Source organism: Paracidovorax wautersii, assembly GCF_031453675.1.
Lineage (GTDB): Bacteria > Pseudomonadota > Gammaproteobacteria > Burkholderiales > Burkholderiaceae_C > Paracidovorax.
Genome location: NZ_JAVIZX010000001.1, coordinates 2,233,953 through 2,251,659, shown reverse-complemented (window position 1 = coordinate 2,251,659; position 17,707 = coordinate 2,233,953). Strand labels below are relative to the sequence as shown.

The following is a 17,707-nucleotide window of genomic DNA, read 5'->3' as shown; positions in this document are numbered from 1 at the left end:
TCTCCGGGCGCCCGGGTGGAAGAGCCGGCGACGGCATCCGCCCGAATCGCTATCAAAAATAGAGCTGCATGCGCTTGGAGGACGGACGATTAATGGCCTTTTCACCGTGGATCGCCCGGTGGCCTCAAATCCGGAGTGCAACACACTCTTCAGATTGAGCCATGACCACCAAGACCTACGAACAACTGGACGCGAGCGAAAGACATGCCATCGCGCTAGGCTTGCAGCAGCACCTGAGCCTGAGAGCGATCGCGCGGGCCCTGGGGCGCAGCCCTAGCACGATTAGCCGCGAGATAGCCCGCAACAGGGGCGGCGGTGGCTATGTCAGCAGGTTCGCCCAGCAGCGCTGCACCCGTCGTCGCATCCATAGCAGGGCTCGCCCTAAACTGCACAGTGAAGGCCCTCTGCTGCCTGTCGTGCAGGACTGGCTGCGGCACAAGTACTGGTCGCCCCAGCAGATCGCGGCAGCGCTACGCCAGCACTACCCTGATGACCCCCGCATGCACGCATCCCACGAAAGCATCTACACCTGTATCTATGCGCAGCCGCGCGGAGAGCTTAAGAAGGAGTTGGTGTCTTGCCTGCGCATGGCCCACTCCAAGCGCTGGCCCCGCTCCAAAGGCCTGGACCGACGCAAGGAGGTAGAGGATTTGCTGAGCATTCACGTGCGGCCTCCCGAGGTGCGCGACCGCCAGTTTCCCGGGCACTGGGAGGGGGACCTGATCAAGGGGGCGAACAACGCCAGTGCCATAGGGACCTTGGTGGAGCGGACCACGCGCTTGGTGGTACTGGTCAAGCTGCCCCACCCCAACCCGGGCACTGCAGCGCATGTGCTGCAGGCCTTCAGCGACAAGCTCAACGCCATTGCTGCGCCCATGCGCAAAACCCTCACTTACGACCGGGGGCGGGAGATGGCAGAGCACCAGGCACTCTTTGACATCACAGGCGTGCGGGTGTACTTCTGCGATCCCTATAAGCCCTGGCAGCGAGGAACGAACGAGAACACCAATGGGTTATTGCGCCAGTTTTTGCCCAAGGGCACGGACTTGAGCGTCTACAGCCAGGAACAACTGGACGCGGTGGCAGACCTGCTCAACGGCAGGCCACGCCAGACGCTGGGCTGGCGTACGCCGCTGCAGGTGTATGGGGAGCATCTGGCTCGCCTGACACTGGCGCCCGAGGAGGTGATCTGAGCTTGCACTGTTGCACTTGGACTTGAAACCGCCCCCATTAATCAAGCGCCAGCAGCTACCAACTTTATAGCGTCAAAAAAGGGCCGGCGCGCCCGCCAGCCCGCGTCCCTGATCGTTCAGAACTTCACGTCCGCGCGCACCCAGGCGCTGCGCCCCGGCTCGTTGATGCGCGTGCCGCCCGCAAAGCCGAAGCCGGCGTTGCCGGCCAGGTTGAGGTGTTCGGCGTAGGCCTTGTCGAAGAGGTTGTCGATGCCGGCCGTGAGCTTCCACCCCGCGTTGACCGCATAGCCGCCGTGCAGCGAGAGGACGCCGAAGCCGGCACTGGCGCCGAAGTCGCGCCCCACCACATTGCCCTGCCCCAGCGCCACGCGGTGCTGCGCCGCCACCAGGCGCCACAGCGCACCGGCCGACCACGGCCCCTGCTGGTAGGCCACGCCCAGCTTGGCATCCAGCGGCGGAATCTGCGGCAGCGGCCGGCGGTCTGTCGTGTTGCGGGCCCAGCTGTAGGCCAGCGTGCCCTGCAAAGTCCAGGCCGGCGCCAGCCGCAGGCTGCCGCCCAGCTCGGCGCCCGCGGTCGCGGCGTCGACATTGCGTACCGCACTGGCGCCGCTGCCGTAGTCGAACAGGATGAAATCGGCCACGCGGCCGGCATAGGCCGAAGTCCACAGCTGCCACGCGGCGCCACGCCACTGCGCCCCCACATCGATCTGCGTGGTCTTCTCTGGCCGCAGCGCGTTGAACGCATCGCCCGCCGCAGCCGCGCTGTTGGCCGGCGAGATCAGCTCCCAGTAATCAGGGAACCGCTGGACATGGCCGACGCCCGCATACCACGTGGCCGCACTGCCGGCCGCCCCCTGCTCCCAGCGAACGAAGCCGCTGGGCAGGGCGCTCTCGGTGCGGCGGTCGCGGCTGGCCACCGCCGCCGCCGCGCCGCCCATGCCGCCCATTCCACCCATTCCCATGCCGCCCGAAACGCCCGCCGGCACGCGCTGCGCGACGGCCCGGTCCAGGCGCAGCCCGCCCACCAGGCGCCCGCTGTCGCCGGCATGCCAGGTGCCTTCGGTGAACAGGCCCACGCCGGTGAACTCCGCGTCGCGCACCCACGGCTTGCCGCGGTACGAGACCATGGCCGTGCCGTTGCGCGTGTCGTGCCGGCTGCGGGAAAAGTCCGCGCCCGCCACCCATTGCCAGTGCTCGGACGGCGTGAGCGTGGCAGCCACGCGCCCGCCGGTGGTGGCCCGCCTCACGTTGCTGGCCATGGGCATGGACATGCCGCCCGACGGCGCAAACGGCCGCAGCGTGAAGTTGTCCATCACATGGTCGGCGTCGTTGTAGTAGAGCTGCGCCTCCAGCTGGGCGAGCACGGGCGACAGGCGTTCCTTCTTGAACCGCAGGCCTGCGCTCTCGCGTTGGAACTGGCTGCCATCCATGCCCCGGCCGCCGTAGCGCGCCTCGCCATCGCCCTTGCCGGCGCTGAACTCGATCAGCGTGTCGGCATCGGGCGTCAGGCCCAGCGCCACGTCGGCATTCCACTTGTCCCACTTCGACGGCACGGTCCGGCCGTGGCCGTCCCGGTAATCCTGCCCGTGGGAATGGTTGGCCGTCACGCGGGCGTAGAGGCGCTCGTTGCCCACGGCCAGGTCCATGTTCTGGTCGTTGCGGCCGGCGGAGCCCGCCAGCGCGCTGGCGCTGAAGCGCACGCCGCTGTCGCCCAGGTCGGGCCGCTCGCGATCGAAACGCACGGTGCCGGCCGATGCGCCCGGCCCCCAGAGCACGGTCTGCGGCCCTTTGACGACGGTGAGCACGTCATAGGTCTCCGGCGCGATGTACGAGCTGGGCGCGTCCATGCGCGCCGGGCAGGCGCCCAGCAGCGTGGTGCCGTTGGTCAGGATGGGCAGGCGCGAGCCGAACTGCCCGCGAAAGACCGGGTCGCCGTTGGAGCCGCCGGAGCGGATGGCCGAGAAGCCCGGAATGCTCTTGAGGTAGTCGGCCGCATCGCTGGCCGGCGCCGGCTGGCGCGGCTGCTTGGGATCGGCCACCACGGTGACGGCGGAGGCGTCGTGTACGGCGGTGACGACCACCTCCTGCAAGGCCCGCGCATCGCGCGGGGGCGGCGTAGCGGACGGCTGCGCCTGCACGGCCAGCGCATGGCACAGCAGCGCCGCCGCAAGACATGGCGTGGGGCGGCAGGAGAATCGGGAACGGGATCCCTTGGAGAAACGGTCAACGGAATGCATGGTCAGGCCCTGGTCGAACACGCGCGGCGCACGACCATCCGGCCGCGGCGCGCATGTCTTCAATGGAAGGGAAAGGCGGGGAACCGCACCGGCCGCTGGCACGCAGCGGGCGGCGCGCGGCGCCCCCGGCCGCGCTCTGTGCGAGGCCTGCTCACCCTATTTTTGCCAGATGCGTTGCGATGCCCCAGGGCCCAGCACCAGGCGACAAACGACGCTGGGGTGCGGCCCCAGCGAGGCTTGGCAACGTCGCGGATGGCCCATGCGCATCGCAACCTGAAGGGAAAACCTTCCCCGCCAGGCCACTCGTCGTTGCGTTTCTGGCCAAGGCCCCGGCCTTGGCGTCGTCGCGCGCCTAGATGGGCGTGGCGGGAGAAGCCTTCGCACTGGCAAAAAGAGGGTGAACAGGCCCTAGGAAAGCACCGCCACGGGGCGCTCAGGCCAGGGCCGACACAGGGGGGCCGCGCAGAGGCGGCGGGCGTGCCGTGAAACGCTCGGCCTGCGGGGCCGAGCGCAGCCACCACAACGGCTCGCCGCCCGGCACGGGCGGGCGGTAGGCGGCCACCGGAGCATCAGGCGGCGCCGTCCAGGCCAGGCACAGCACGCACGCCGGATCGGCATGGTGGCCTGGCGCCGTGCCGGCCTCCGTATCCAGCCCGGCATCGCCATGCCCTTCATGCCACAGGGCAACCGTGCCGGTGCCGGTGCCGGTGCAGATCTCCAGCGGCAGGGGCAAGGCGTTGCGCGTGGGCACGGCCGTCACCAGGGCCGCCATGAGCACCAGCACGAACGCGCCCAGCACCCCGAGGGTCAGGCGGCGTTGGCGGCGGAGCATGGACAGCATGGTGCGCCGGATTATCTGGCCGCTCCCCGGTCGCGCGCCTCCCTGGGACACTATTGCTTGATGCCGGTCAACTCGGCCCACGGCCGGGCCGCGACGGCCATGCCCCGCTCTGCGCCGCCGGCTCCTTCGCAGGCCTGCAGGCAGAGAGAAGCGCCCTGCAACGCAGGCGGGAGCACAGCGGCGTCCGCAGCCTGCGGGAGTCCGCGCCGCCGATGCGGCAGCGTCAATGGCGCGCGACCACCTCGGACTCCGCAGGATTCCAGCCTCCGCCCAGCGCCTTGAAGATCGCCACGACGGAGCGCACCGACTCCGTGCGGGCGACGACCTGGGCATCCTGCACGTTCAGCAGGTTTTCATCGGCCTGCAGCACCTCGATCAGGCTGACGACGCCCTTCTCGTACGCCGCGCCGGACGACTGGCGGGCGCGGCCGAACGCGTCCACGCCCTGGTCCAGCACGGCCTTCTGTTCCTGCCGCTTGGCGAGGGCGACGAGTGCGTTCTCCACGTCTTCCGTGGCCCTCAGCACCGTCTGGCGGTACGCCGCAAGGGACTCGGCTTCCTGTGCCTTGGCCTGGTCGATCTGTGCATCGATGCGCCAGAAGTCGAACAGCCTCCAGCGCAGGCCGGCCACGGCCGTGGCCTGCGATGCACCGCTGGACAGGAAGTTGCCGGCGGAGACGGAGGTCGCACTGCCGATCAATCCGGACAGCGAAATCTTCGGGTAGTACTCGGCCATGGCCGCGCCGATGCGCGCGTTCGAACCGGCCAGCCGGCGCTCTGCGGCGATGATGTCCGGGCGCCGGCGCAGCAGATCGGCGGGCGTGCTGTTCAGCGACAGGGACGGGACGGCCGGTATCGGCCGCAGGTCGGACAGCTCCGCCCGGTGCGTGCCCGGTGCCGCGCCCAGCATCACGTCCATGGCGTTCATGGCGGCCTCCAGCGCATTTTCCAGCGGGGGAATCGTCGCCTGCGCCTGCGCCAGAGCCCCCTCTACCTGGTGGAACTGCAGTTCGGGAGCCAGTCCCTTGTTCAAGCGCAGTTGCACCATGGAACGCAGCTGCTGTTGTGTCTGCACCTGCTTGCGGGCGACGTCCAAGCGGGCCTGCAGGCCGCGGATCTGGAGGTAGGTGTCTGCCACCTGGGCCGCCACCGCCAGGCGCACCGCGCTGGCACCGGCGTCCGACGCCTGGTAGTCCGCCAGCGATGCCTCACGGTTGCGCCGCAGCCCCCCGAACAGGTCCAGCTCCCAGCTGGCGCCCAGATTGGCTTCGTAGGCGCTGCCGTAGCGGGAGAAGCCGGGCGTGGCGTCCAGCACACGCCCCAACGGTGTCTCGATGGACTGGTAGCTGCGGGCGGCCTGCCCGCTCACGTTGCCCGAGGGCAGCAACGCGGCGCCGGCAGCGTCGAGCCCCGCGCGGGCCTGCAGCACGCGCGCCGAAGCCTGGGCCAGATCCAGGTTCTGCGCCAACGCCGCGGTGACGAACCTTCCGATCTGTGGATCTTCGAAACTGGCCCACCAGGCCGCGATATCGGTCGCCGCGGCGGTTCCCGACGGCCCGGCGCCTGCCTGCACCGCCCCGCCCATGTACGCCGGCGGCAGGGTCACGGAAGGGCGCTGGTAATCCGGGCCGACCGCGCAGCCCGTGGCAAGGCCGGCCAGACCGAGAAAGACGAGGGTGGAAAAACGGGACATGGTGACGCTCAAGACATGGAAATGCCGTGACTATATTCCAATATGGTCACTTGTTGTGTTTTTTTCCGGGGGGAGTAAGCTTGCCGGCATGAGCACAACCCCCCTTTATCCGGTTTCCAGCCGCGGCCCGCTGGAACACGATGTCCGCGAGCAGATCGTGACGGCAGCGAAGGAGCACTTCAGCCGCTACGGTTACGAAAAGACCACGGTGTCCGACCTGGCCAAGGCCATCGGTTTTTCCAAGGCCTACATCTACAAGTTCTTCGAATCCAAGCAGGTCATTGGCGAAAAGATCTGCTCCAACTGCCTGATGGAGATGGATGCTGAAATCCGGCAGGCCGTCGCCCAGGCGGATTCCCCACCGGAGAAGCTTCGCCGACTGTTCCGCACGGCGGTGAGCACCACCCTGCGCTTGTTTGCCGAGGACCGAAAGCTCTACGAGATCGCCACGTCGGCCGCCACCGAGCGCTGGCAGTCTGCCCTGGCCTACGAGAAGAGCATTCAGCAATTGCTGCAGGACATCCTAGAAGAGGGTCGCCAGTCAGGTGACTTCGAGCGCAAGACTCCGCTGGATGAAACGGGCCGCGCCATCTACCTGGTCTTGCGCCCCTACCTCAATCCGCTGCTGCTGCAGCACAGCCTGGAGCATGCGGACGAAGCCGCAGGCCATTTGGCCGCCCTCGCCTTGCGAAGTCTCTCACCCTAGCGCCACAAATTCTTCGTGACCATTGACAGATTTGGTCACCAATCACAGAATGCGGTCCTGCTCTCACTCCACAGGACTCACATGCTTGGGCACCGTTATCTGTCTATCGCCGCCTTGGGCGCCTTGCCGCTTGCGCTGGTCGCGTGCGGGAAAGCACCCCCACCAGACCCCCGCACCCAGACGCCGATCGTCCGGACGGTCACGGTGTCCACCGGCACCAGCGCCGAGCGCACCTTCACGGGCACGGTGGCTGCCCGCGTGCAGAGCGACCTCGGATTCCGCGTTGCAGGCAAGGTGACGGAGCGGCTGGTCGATACCGGCCAGTCCGTGAAGCGGGGCCAGCCCCTGTTCCGCATCGACCCCATCGACCTGAAGCTGGCCGCAGACGCGCAAGACCAGGCGGTGACCGCGGCGCGGGCCCGGGCCCAGCAGGCCATCGACGAGGAGACGCGCTACCGGGACCTTCAGGGCACCGGGGCAATTTCCGCTTCGGCCTACGACCAGATCAAGGCCGCGGCGGACTCCGCCAGGGCCCAGCTCAAGGCTGCGGAAGCGCAGGCGTCGGTCACCCGCAATGCCAGCCGATACGCCGAACTGGCAGCCGATGCCGACGGCATCGTGATGGAGACCTTGGCAGAGCCGGGGCAGGTGGTGGCAGCCGGTCAGACGGTGGCCCGCATCGCCCGCGCAGGCAAGCGGGAAGCCGTCGTCCAGCTGCCTGAAACGCTGCGCCCTGCCCTGGGCTCGGTGGCGCAGGCCACCTTGTTCGGCCAGCAGGATGTGGCGGTGCAGGCGCGCCTGCGCCAGCTGTCGAACGCCGCGGACAAGACGACCCGCACCTTCGAGGCGCGTTATGTGCTGGAAGGCCCGGGGGCTGCCGACGCACTGCTGGGCAGCACCGTTTCCGTGCGCCTGGGCGGCGCGGATGGCAAGGCCGCACCCCGCATCAGCGTGCCGCTGGCCTCCATCCTCGATGCAGGCAAAGGGCCGGCCGTCTGGGTCATCGAAGGGGACCAGGTCAGGCGCCAGCCCGTGGCCATCGCGCAGATCGAGGACGAGCGGGCACTGGTCACCGGCAAGCTCAACCAGGGCGACCGGATCGTCGCGCTGGGCGCCCATCTGCTGACCGAGGGCACCAAGGTGCAGGCGATCGGCCAGGCGCCCGCCGCCCACGGATCGACGGGGGCTGCCCGTGAGTGAAAGCCGCTTCAACCTCTCGGCGCTGGCGGTTCGCGAGCGCTCCATCACCCTGTTCATGATCATCCTGATCTCCTTGACGGGGTTGGCGGCCTTCCTCAAGCTGGGTCGCGCGGAAGACCCGGCATTCACCATCAAGGTGATGACCATCGTGACCGCATGGCCCGGGGCAACGGCGCAGGAGATGCAGGACCAGGTCGCGGAAAAGCTGGAAAAGCGCCTGCAGGAACTGCGCTGGTACGACCGCACGGAAACCTTCACGCGCCCCGGCCTGGCTTTCACCACGCTCACGCTGCTGGACTCGACTCCGCCCTCCGCGGTGGAGGCCGAGTTCTACCAGGCGCGCAAGAAGATCGGCGATGAAGCCAGGACGCTGCCCGCCGGCGTCATAGGCCCGATGGTGAACGACGAATACTCCGACGTCACCTTCGCGCTCTATGCCCTGAAGGCGCCCGGCGAGCCGCAGCGCGTGCTGGTGCGCGACGCCGAGCAGCTGCGGCAGCGCCTGCTGCACGTTCCCGGCGTGAAGAAGGTCAACATCGTCGGCGAACAATCCGAGCGGATCTATGTCGAACTCTCGCACGAGCGCCTGGCCACGCTGGGCGTCAGTCCGCAGGACGTGTTCGCCGCGCTGAACCGGCAGAACGCACTCACGCCTGCCGGCTCGGTGGAGACCGACGGCCCGCAGGTGTTCATCCGCCTGGACGGCGCATTCGATGAGCTGCAGAAGATCCGCGACACGCCGATCGTGGCGCAGGGTCGCACGCTCAAGCTGTCCGACATCGCCACCGTCAAGCGCGGCTACGAGGACCCTTCCACCTTCCTCATCCGCAACGGCGGAGAGCCGTCGCTGATCCTCGGCGTGGTCATGCGCGACGGCTGGAACGGCCTGGACCTGGGCGCCTCGCTCGACAAGGAGGTCAGTGCCATCAATGCCGAGATGCCACTGGGCATGCAGCTCGCCAAGGTGACGGACCAATCGGTCAACATCAGCGGCGCGGTCGACGAGTTCATGATGAAGTTCCTGGCGGCACTGATGGTGGTGCTGGTGGTCTGCTTCGTCAGCATGGGCTGGCGTGTGGGCGTGGTGGTGGCCGCCGCGGTACCGCTGACGCTGGCAGCCGTGTTCATCATCATGGCGGCGACCGGCAAGAACTTCGACCGCATCACGCTCGGATCGCTGATCCTGGCACTGGGCCTGCTGGTGGACGACGCCATCATCGCCATCGAAATGATGGTCGTGAAAATGGAGGAAGGCTACGACCGCATCGCAGCGTCCGCCTATGCCTGGAGCCACACGGCGGCTCCCATGCTGTCGGGCACGCTGGTGACCGCCGTGGGCTTCATGCCCAACGGCTTTGCCCCGTCCACGGCCGGCGAATACACCAGCAACATGTTCTGGATCGTCGGCATCGCCCTCATCGTTTCCTGGATCGTCGCCGTTATCTTCACGCCCTACCTCGGCGTGAAGATGCTGCCGAACATCAAGAAGGTCGAAGGCGGCCACCATGCGATGTACGGAACGCCCCGGTACGAGCGCTTCCGCCAGGTGCTCGGAAAGGCCATCGCCCGCAAGTGGCTCGTGGCGGCCGCCGTGGTCGCCCTCATGGTGGCGTCCGTGCTGGGCATGGCCATCGTGAAGAAGCAGTTCTTCCCCATCTCCGACCGCCCCGAGGTCATGGTGGAAGTGCAGATGCCCTACGGCACCGCCATCGAGAAAACCAGCGAGGCGACCAAGAAGGTCGAGGCCTGGCTGTCGCAGCAGCCCGAATCCGAGATCGTCACGGCGTACATCGGCCAGGGCGCACCCCGCTTCTTCCTGGCGATTTCGCCAGAGCTGCCGGACCCGTCCTTTGCCAAGATCGTCGTCCGAACGGGCAACCAGGAACAGCGCGATGCGCTCAAGCTGCGCCTGCGTGAAGAGATCGCGCGGGGACTGGCGCCCGAGGCGCAGGTGCGGGCCTCGCAGATCGTCTTCGGTCCCTACTCGCCCTACCCGGTCGCGTACCGCGTCTCCGGCCCTGATCCGGAGAAACTGCGCGACATCGCGGGGGAAGTGCAGAAGGTGCTGCAGGCCAGCCCGATGATGCGCACCGTGAACTCCGACTGGGGCGTGCGCACGCCGGTCGTGCATTTCACCCTGCAGCAGGATCGGCTGCAGGCCGTGGGCCTGACGTCGGAATCCGTGGCGCAGCAACTGCAGTTCTTCCTGAGCGGCGTGCCTGTGACGACGGTCCGCGAGGACATCCGCACGGTGCAGGTGACAGCACGTTCCGCGGGCAACACCCGGCTGGACCTGGCCAAGCTGGAAGACTTCACGCTCACGACGGACCAGGGCCAGCGCATCCCGCTGTCCCAGATCGGCGAGATCAACGTACGCATGGAAGAGCCCGTGATGCGCCGGCGTGACCGCATGCCCACCATCACGGTGCGCGGCGACATTGACGACCAACTGCAGCCCCCGGATGTCTCGGCCGTGATCACGAAGCAGCTGCAGCCCATCAGGGATGCGCTGCCGACGGGCTACAAGATCGTGGAGGCGGGATCCATCGAGGAGTCGGGCAAGGCGATGACGGCGATGGCGCCGCTGTTCCCCATCATGATCGCCATCACGCTGATCATCATCATCCTGCAGGTGCGGTCGATCTCTGCCATGGTGATGGTCTTCCTGACCAGTCCGCTGGGCTTGATCGGTGTGGTGCCCACGCTGATCCTCTTCCAGCAGCCTTTCGGGATCAACGCGCTGGTGGGTCTCGTGGCGCTGTCGGGCATTCTGATGCGCAACACGCTGATCCTGATCGGGCAGATCCAGCACAACAAGCAGGAGGGGCTGGACCCGTTCCACGCCGTGGTGGAAGCCACGGTGCAGCGCGCCCGGCCGGTGATCCTGACGGCCCTGGCCGCCGTGCTGGCATTCATTCCGCTGACCCACTCGGTGTTCTGGGGAACGCTGGCCTACACGCTGATCGGAGGAACCCTGGCCGGCACGGTGCTCACGCTGGTGTTCCTGCCGGCGATGTACGCCATCTGGTACCGCATCAAGCCCCCGGGCGCCGGCGCCCCTGCCCCGTCCACCGCGGCGGGCCCTGCAGCCGCCGCCCACTGACCGGACGCCATCCAAGGAATCAACAACATGCACAACACCACCACTGTCGTCGTCGTGACGGGCGTTTCGTCCGGCATCGGGCGCGCGACCGCCCAGGCCTTCGTAGCGCGGGGCTGCCAGGTCTTCGGATCGGTGCGCGATCTGGACCATGCCGTGCCGCTGCCGGGCGTCGAACTGTTCGAGATGGATGTGCGGCAGGACGCCTCCGTTCGCCGGGGCATCCAGTTCGTGATCGACCGCGCCGCACGCATCGACGTGCTCGTGAACAACGCCGGGGTCAATCTGGTCGGATCGGTCGAAGAGACGACGGTCAAGGAAGCGGCCGCCCTGTTCGAGACCAATCTGTTCGGTCTGATGCGCACCACGCAGGCGGTACTGCCGCACATGCGTGCCCAGCGGGCGGGCCGGATCGTCAACCTCAGTTCGGTCCTGGGCTTTCTCCCGGCGCCCTACATGGGCCTCTATGCCGCATCCAAGCACGCCGTGGAGGGGCTGTCGGAAACACTGGACCATGAAGTGCGCGCCTTCGGCATCCGCGTGGCGCTGGTTCAACCCTCCTACACCAGGACGCAGCTAGAGGCCAACTCGCCCTTAGTGGAGTCACCGATCGCGGCCTACGACCGCGAGCGGCAGGTGGTGTCACAGGCCGTTGCGGCTCACCTGAAGCATGCGGTGGAGCCCACGCTGGTCGCCGACACGATCGTCGAAGCGGCCCTGGGCCGTTGGCGCATGCGCGCACCTCCCAAAGGGCAGGCATCGCTTCTGAGCAAGCTGCGGCGCTTCATGCCCTTCGGGCCCGTCGACGCGAGTTTGAGAAAGCAGCTCGGACTGCAGTAAGAACCGGGGCGCACGCCTCGCTTCGGGACGGCTTGGGCGCCGCCGCCACGGCCCTTACAGGCCGGTGGCAGGGGCGAAACGGATCCCGACCTCGGTGCGATCCGCATCCGAGCTGGCCCAGACCTCACCGCCGTGCATGCGCGCGATGGCCGCCACGATGGCAAGGCCCAGCCCCGCGTGCATGCCTTCCCGCTGCCGGGCAGCGTCCCCCCGGTAGAAACGGTCGAACAGGCGCGGAAGCACGGCGTCCGGAATCCGGGGACCTTCGTTGACCACGGAGACGCTGGGGCCTGCCGCCCCTGCCGCATTCAGCACGATCCGGATGGTGCTGCCCGGCAGCGCATAGCGGCTGGCATTGCTCAGCAGGTTGGACACCCCCCGCTGCAGCAGCCGTTCGTCCACGGGCAGGGTGAGGTCGCCCTCGACGCGCAATTGCAGCCCGCGCTCGGCGGCATCGGCCTCGTGGTACTCCAGCAGGTCCGCCATCAACGCCCCCAGGCTGAGCGGCGCTCCGACCCGGGCGCGCTGCCCTCCGTCCGCACGGGCAAGGAAGAGCATGTCGTTCACTACGGAGGCCATGCGCCCCAGCTCTTCCAGATTGGACGCCAGGGTCTGCGTGAGCTCCGCCTCGGTGCGGGGACGGGACAGCGCCAGTTCCGTCTTCCCGATCAGGGCGGTCAGCGGGGTGCGCAGCTCATGGGCGACATCGGCATTGAACGACTCCAGCTGCACCCGGCCATTCTCCAGCCGGTCGATGAGTTCGTTGAAATGCTGTACCAGCGGCGACAGCTCGACGCTCGGCGGCGAGAGATGCAGATGCCCGAGATGCCGGGTGGCGGACATGGCCTGCGTCTGCTCAGCCAGCTGGCTCAGGGGGCGCAGGCCCCGGTGCACCACCCAGCGGGCGAGCCCCGCGCTCAGCAGCGCGCCAGCGGCCGTGGCCAGGGCCAGCATGCGGGCCAGAGCCTCCTGGCGCGCTACGTCCTCGGAGATATCGATATCGAAGCGGCCGTTCAGGGCCATGCGGCCATCCGCCGAATGCAGCACGAAGCTCCGCGAGCGCACCTGCCCGGACAGCACATGGGCCTCGTCCGCAGGGTCCACGTAGAACGCGGAGCCGTCCTCATGGTGCAGCTGCAGCCGCGACCCCTGGCGCTTGACGGCATTGGCCTGCAGCAAGCGCAGGAAATCCTGGTTCTCCGGCCTGAGCAGGGCGTTCGACGTTTCCACCAGCTTCTGCACCTTGATCGCCAGCAGGCGCGACTGCGCGCGTTCGTGCAGTTGCTGCACGCCCAGGTAGACCACCATCGAAATGGCGCCCAGCAGCAGGCTGATGCCGATGCCGAGCTGCCAGGCCAGCCGCCGCAGGACCGAATGGCGCGTGTCCGCGGCGGGCTCACGCCACGCCGGCATCGCGGTCCTCCAGCATGTACCCGACGCCCCGTACCGTGTGGATGAGCTTGTGGCGGAAGGCATCGTCGATCTTGGCCCGCAGCCGCCGGACGGCGACTTCCACCATGTTGGTATCCGAATCGAAATGGATGTTCCAGATCCGCTCAGCCAGCGTCGTGCGTGTCAGCACCTGGCCCTTGCGCCGCACGAACAGGCTGAGCAGCTGAAACTCCTTGGTGGACAGCTCGACGCGGCGCCCCGCGCGATGTACCCGGTGCGCGGCCAGGTCGATCTCGAGGTCGGCAACGCGCAGGAGGTTCTGCTCCTGGAAGCTGGCTGCCCCCCGGCGGATCAGCGCCTCGACGCGCGCCTGAAGCTCCGAGAAAGCGAACGGTTTGACCAGATAGTCGTCGGCCCCCGCCTTCAAGCCCTGGACCTTGTCGTCCAGCCGGTCGCGCGCCGTCAGCATCAGCACGGGCTGGCTGCCCTTGCGGCGGATGGCGTGGAGCACCTCGAACCCGTCGCATCCGGGCAGCATGACATCAAGCAACACCAGCGCATGGTCGCCTTGCAAGGCCATCGCGCGCCCGCTGATGCCGTCGTGGGCCACGTCCACGCGGTAGCCGCATTCGGACAGCCCCTGGTACAGGTAGCCCGCCACGCTCTGGTCATCCTCGATCACTAGCAGTTTGTGCACGGGCACCCCTTTCGCCGCCATTGTGCATGGGCATCTGCGGCGGCCGATTACGGATCTGTAATGCATCTGAGCGCCATCCGTTATGTGGGCGTGGAGCATGGCGGAACGCGGGCCACGCACCGGAGGACCGCATTCCTGCAACCCCTTGAATGGAGTGACGCGCATGGCCTTCATGCTTCCCCAGACTGCTGCTGCACGCCGCGCGTTCCTGCGCGGCGGCTTGGCCTTGGCCGCCACCGGAGCGACGCACGGCGTCGTCAGCGCCCAGACCGCAGCCCCCTCCACGCAGCCCTCCGCTCCGCCCCGCTTTCCGGCGCAACCTCCCGACATCCTTTCCAAGCGCATCCAGCGCACGGGCGACGTGGTGCCGGCCCTGGGACTGGGCACCTTCCTCACCTTCGACCAGTTGCCTGGAGCGCCGCGCGCGGAGCTGTTCGAGGTCATCTGCCACTACCTGCGGGCCGGCGTGCGCGTCGTCGACACCTCGCCGCTGTATGGCAGCGCCGAAGTGACCGTCGGCGACGCGGCCAGCGCCCTGGGCGCTACCGACCAGCTGTTCCTGGCGAACAAGATCTGGTCCACCGGGGCGTTCCTGGCGGACGAAGGCCAGGCCCGCCGCAGCCTGGAGGAGTCTCAGCTGCGCCTGTGGCGCCGCGGCTTCGACCTCATGCAATGCCACAGCCTGGTGAACGTCGACGTCGTGCTGCCACTGATGGCCGCCTGGAAGAAGGAGGGCCTGATCCGCATGGTGGGCGTGACGCACCACGAGAACGATTACCACGAGGTGCTGGCCAAGTGGATCCGGCGCGGCGTGGTGGACGCGGTGCAGGTCAACTACTCCATCGCCAACCGGGCGGCCGAAAGCACCGTGCTGCGCGCCGCCCAGGAGGCGGGGGTGGCCGTGTTCATCAACATGCCCCTGGAGAAAGGCCGGCTGCACAAGGCCATCGGCCAGTCGCCGCTGCCCGCTTTCGCCGGCGAGCTGGGGATCCAGAACTGGGCGCAGTACTTCCTGAAGTTCGTGATGTCGCACCCGGCCGTCACCTGCTGCCTGAGCGCCACCGCGAACCCCGCGCATGCGCTGGAGAACATCGGCGCGTTGCGCGGCCCCCTGCCGGACGCGGCCCTGCGCGCGCGCATGGTGCAGTACGTGGAAGGCCTGCCAGGCTTCGCCCAGGTACAGACCCTGCCGTGGTACCCGGACAAGCAGTCGCAGTACCAGGGCCTGATCCGCCGCGCGCAGGCGGCGCTGCGCGCGCGCCAGTGAGCGCCCTGCAGAAGCATCTGCAGCCGAACACCGCCCGCCCGCGGGCATGCCGCTCGCATCATCTTCAAAGGATTTGAATACCATGGACCGCCGCCACTTCCTGCATAGCGCCACCGCTACCGCCACCACGCTGGCCGGCCTTGCCGCCATGCCCCTTGCACGGGCCCAAGCACCAGTCCTGCCCCCGGGGCTGACCGAGCGCGGAAGCGTTCTGCCCACGCGGGGCACCGTCACCCAGCGCCCGCTGCCCGTCAATGCGCCGGCAGGCGCGGGCCAGCGCTACCGCCCGGCGTTCCGGTTCGGCCTGGGCGGAACGCAGATCGGCAACATCTTCGCCGCCATCAGCGACGAACAGGCCCAGGCGGTGCTGCAGGCCGCATGGGATGCCGGCGTCCGGCACTTCGACACCTCGCCGTTCTACGGCTACGGGCTCAGCGAATACCGGCTGGGGCACTTCCTGCGCGGCAAGAACCCGGATGACTACGTCGTGTCCACCAAGGTCGGCCGCGTGCTGCAGGCCACGCGCGGCCCGCTCCCCAACGCAGCTTTGTGGGTGAACCCCGCACCCATGGGCTACCGCTACGACTTCACGGCCGCGGGGGCACGCCGTTCGGTGGAAGACAGCCTGCAGCGGCTGGGCCTGCCCAAGATCGACGTGGTCTACATCCACGACCTGTCCCCTGACAACACCGAACTGCCCGGCAGCTGGCGCGACCATTTCGCCGTTGCAACGCGCGGCGCCATGCCGGAGCTGGCGCGCATGCGCGAGCAAGGCCTGATCCGCGGCTGGGGTTTCGGCATCAACACCGCCGATGCCGCGGTGCTTGCCGCCACATCCGACGTGCCCACGCCGGACGTCGTGCTGCTGGCCTGCCAGTACTCTATCCTCGACCATGAAACGAGCCTCGCCAAGACCTTCCCCGCGCTGCAGCGCAAGGGCATCTCCGTCGTGGTCGGCACGCCGTTGAACGATGGTTTCCTCGGCGGGCGCAACCGCTACCACTTCAGCGACCAGATTCCGGCGGGCGCTGTGGAGAAGCGTGCACGCATCGCGGCCGTGGCCGACCAGCACGGCATCGACCTGCGCACCGCCGCCCTGCAGTTTGCCGCCGCGCCGGACATCGTGTCTGCCATCATTCCCGGGGCGCGCGCAGCTGGACAGGTCCAGGCCAACGCGGAATCGATGCGCGTGGCCGTTCCGACGGCCTTCTGGGAGGCACTGCGGCGCGAGGGGCTGATCTCCCGCCAGGCGCCCGTCCCTGCCTGAGCCCGTGCCATAGGAGTGCATGAATGACGAGGACCGCCACCATCCAAGCCGTATTGTCCGGAGCGGCACTCGCCCTCGTCGGGCTGGGCACCCACGCCCAGGCCCCAGGCCCTGACCGGGTCGCCCTGAACGGCTTTGCGATCGACCGGCACGAGGTCACCATATTCCAGTTCACCGAGTTCGCGCGGGCGACCGGGCTCACGACGGCCGCCGAGCGCGAGGGCGGCGGCCACGAATGGGGCCAAGGCTGGGAGCGCCGTGCCGGCTGGAGCTTCCGGCGGCCTTTCGGCGCTGCCCCCGACAGCACCCAGTGGCCCGCCGTCCATGTGAGCTGGCACGAAGCGCGTGCCTACTGCGCGTGGGCCGGCGGGCGCCTGCCCACGAGGGCGGAATGGACGTCGGCGGCCTACACGGAACAGGGAGGCGGTGCACAGGCAGGCTTCACCCGGGCACGAACCTACACCTACCCCACCGGCGACACGGCCAGCGGCGCCAACACCAACGGCACCGACCGGTGGCCGCGCCTGGCCGCGGCAGGCACCACCCGCCCGGGCGTCAATGGGCTGTACGACATGGGGGCCAATGCCTGGGAGTGGCTGGCAGACCGCCGGGGCGACGATGCACTGACGGCCGGCGGATCATGGTGGTACGGCGAAGACCAGATGCGGGCGGAGTCCATGCAATGGAAGCCAGCCAGCTTCTACGCGGTCTACGTCGGCCTGCGCTGCGTCTACGATCTTCCTGCGCGGCGCTGAGGGGCAGCCGTCAGCCCTTGTGAACTTGTTGCCGCCCCCACGCGCAGGGCGCACACTGCCGTCGGGCCCTGCAGCGACGGAACGCGCTGCTTCGGGCCGCCAGGAACAACGGCGCCTGCCTGGACAGCGGGCGCGTTCCGCCCCGGCTCTGCCTCAGCCGCGGAACGCGCGCTGGCGGGCCCTGCGGTCTTCGGGCGTCTCGCTGAGGAGGTCGTCGACCACCTGCTGCCGGGTCAGGCCCCGTGCGGCCGAGGTGGGCGCAGCCGCCGGCTCGCCCCGCTCGGAGATGTGGACCATGGCGCCGCTGCGCTGGGCTTCGATCGCCTCGGCGCGCACCTGTTCGCGCGTCTTCGCGCCCTGGAAGTGCTCGGGATGCACCGTCACGCCGGACTCGTTGTGGGCCAGGTGCCAGTAGCTCCCTGCAGCGGCCGTGGCAGGCAGGAGACCGCCGGCGGCCAAAGCGGCGGCAGCGGCAAGAGCGGCGAGTGTGGAACGTTGTCGGGTCATGGAAAAACTCCT

Annotated in this window: 14 protein-coding genes; 8 read left to right on the top strand and 6 right to left on the bottom strand. The window is 68.4% G+C overall.

Annotated elements, in window-relative coordinates; all coding sequences use genetic code 11:
• Nucleotides 1-161: 161 nt before the first annotated feature.
• On the top strand, nucleotides 162-1,193 hold the full coding sequence (locus QE399_RS10190) for an IS30 family transposase (protein WP_309828465.1): 1,032 nt from the start codon (nucleotides 162-164) through the stop codon (nucleotides 1,191-1,193).
• Nucleotides 1,194-1,309: 116 nt separating this feature from the next.
• Here QE399_RS10190 and QE399_RS10185 read toward each other — a convergent pair whose 3' ends face one another.
• The 3 genes from QE399_RS10185 to QE399_RS10175 all read right to left on the bottom strand — a co-directional run bounded on the left by QE399_RS10185 (nucleotide 1,310) and on the right by QE399_RS10175 (nucleotide 5,964).
• Entirely contained in the window at nucleotides 1,310-3,430 is a 2,121-nt protein-coding gene (locus QE399_RS10185; RefSeq protein ID WP_309828464.1) for a TonB-dependent copper receptor, read from the bottom strand.
• 433 nt (nucleotides 3,431-3,863) lie between these two features.
• Nucleotides 3,864-4,271 (bottom strand): DUF2946 family protein, encoded by a 408-nt coding sequence (locus tag QE399_RS10180; protein ID WP_309828461.1) that lies wholly within the window; start codon nucleotides 4,269-4,271, stop codon nucleotides 3,864-3,866.
• Between the two features lie 223 nt (nucleotides 4,272-4,494).
• A complete protein-coding gene (locus tag QE399_RS10175) occupies nucleotides 4,495-5,964 on the bottom strand; it encodes an efflux transporter outer membrane subunit (protein WP_309828458.1) in 1,470 nt (489 codons plus the stop codon).
• A gap of 88 nt (nucleotides 5,965-6,052) precedes the next feature.
• Between QE399_RS10175 and QE399_RS10170 the strand changes: the two genes are divergently transcribed.
• The 4 genes from QE399_RS10170 (at nucleotide 6,053) to QE399_RS10155 (ending at nucleotide 11,810) form a co-directional block, all read left to right on the top strand.
• Nucleotides 6,053-6,670, top strand: coding sequence for a TetR/AcrR family transcriptional regulator (locus QE399_RS10170; RefSeq protein WP_309832016.1), 618 nt, complete (start codon nucleotides 6,053-6,055; stop codon nucleotides 6,668-6,670).
• 81 nt (nucleotides 6,671-6,751) lie between these two features.
• Nucleotides 6,752-7,870, top strand: a complete 1,119-nt coding sequence (locus tag QE399_RS10165; protein WP_309828457.1) for an efflux RND transporter periplasmic adaptor subunit — start codon at nucleotides 6,752-6,754, stop codon at nucleotides 7,868-7,870.
• Entirely contained in the window at nucleotides 7,863-10,973 is a 3,111-nt protein-coding gene (locus tag QE399_RS10160; RefSeq protein WP_309828456.1) for an efflux RND transporter permease subunit, read from the top strand. The genes QE399_RS10165 and QE399_RS10160 overlap by 8 nt, the downstream gene beginning before the upstream one ends.
• Nucleotides 10,974-11,000: 27 nt before the next feature.
• Entirely contained in the window at nucleotides 11,001-11,810 is an 810-nt protein-coding gene (locus QE399_RS10155) for an oxidoreductase (RefSeq protein WP_309828454.1), read from the top strand.
• A 54-nt stretch (nucleotides 11,811-11,864) separates the two neighbouring features.
• Here the strand turns inward: QE399_RS10155 and QE399_RS10150 are convergent, their stop codons facing one another.
• Both QE399_RS10150 and QE399_RS10145 read right to left on the bottom strand, forming a co-directional pair.
• Nucleotides 11,865-13,223 (bottom strand): heavy metal sensor histidine kinase, encoded by a 1,359-nt coding sequence (locus QE399_RS10150; RefSeq protein ID WP_309828453.1) that lies wholly within the window; start codon nucleotides 13,221-13,223, stop codon nucleotides 11,865-11,867.
• On the bottom strand, nucleotides 13,207-13,920 hold the full coding sequence (locus QE399_RS10145; protein ID WP_309832014.1) for a heavy metal response regulator transcription factor: 714 nt from the start codon (nucleotides 13,918-13,920) through the stop codon (nucleotides 13,207-13,209). Before QE399_RS10145 ends, QE399_RS10150 begins: the two co-directional genes overlap by 17 nt.
• A gap of 142 nt (nucleotides 13,921-14,062) precedes the next feature.
• Here QE399_RS10145 and QE399_RS10140 point away from each other — a divergent pair, with 142 nt between their 5' ends.
• From QE399_RS10140 to QE399_RS10130, 3 genes are all read left to right on the top strand, one after another.
• Nucleotides 14,063-15,166, top strand: a complete 1,104-nt coding sequence (locus QE399_RS10140; RefSeq protein WP_309828451.1) for an aldo/keto reductase — start codon at nucleotides 14,063-14,065, stop codon at nucleotides 15,164-15,166.
• A gap of 82 nt (nucleotides 15,167-15,248) precedes the next feature.
• Nucleotides 15,249-16,433, top strand: a complete 1,185-nt coding sequence (locus QE399_RS10135; protein ID WP_309828450.1) for an aldo/keto reductase — start codon at nucleotides 15,249-15,251, stop codon at nucleotides 16,431-16,433.
• Nucleotides 16,434-16,456: 23 nt separating this feature from the next.
• Nucleotides 16,457-17,188, top strand: a complete 732-nt coding sequence (locus tag QE399_RS10130; protein WP_309828448.1) for a formylglycine-generating enzyme family protein — start codon at nucleotides 16,457-16,459, stop codon at nucleotides 17,186-17,188.
• Nucleotides 17,189-17,341: 153 nt separating this feature from the next.
• Here QE399_RS10130 and QE399_RS10125 read toward each other — a convergent pair whose 3' ends face one another.
• Nucleotides 17,342-17,695 (bottom strand): DUF4148 domain-containing protein, encoded by a 354-nt coding sequence (locus QE399_RS10125; protein WP_309828446.1) that lies wholly within the window; start codon nucleotides 17,693-17,695, stop codon nucleotides 17,342-17,344.
• Between the last annotated feature and the right edge of the window lie 12 nt (nucleotides 17,696-17,707).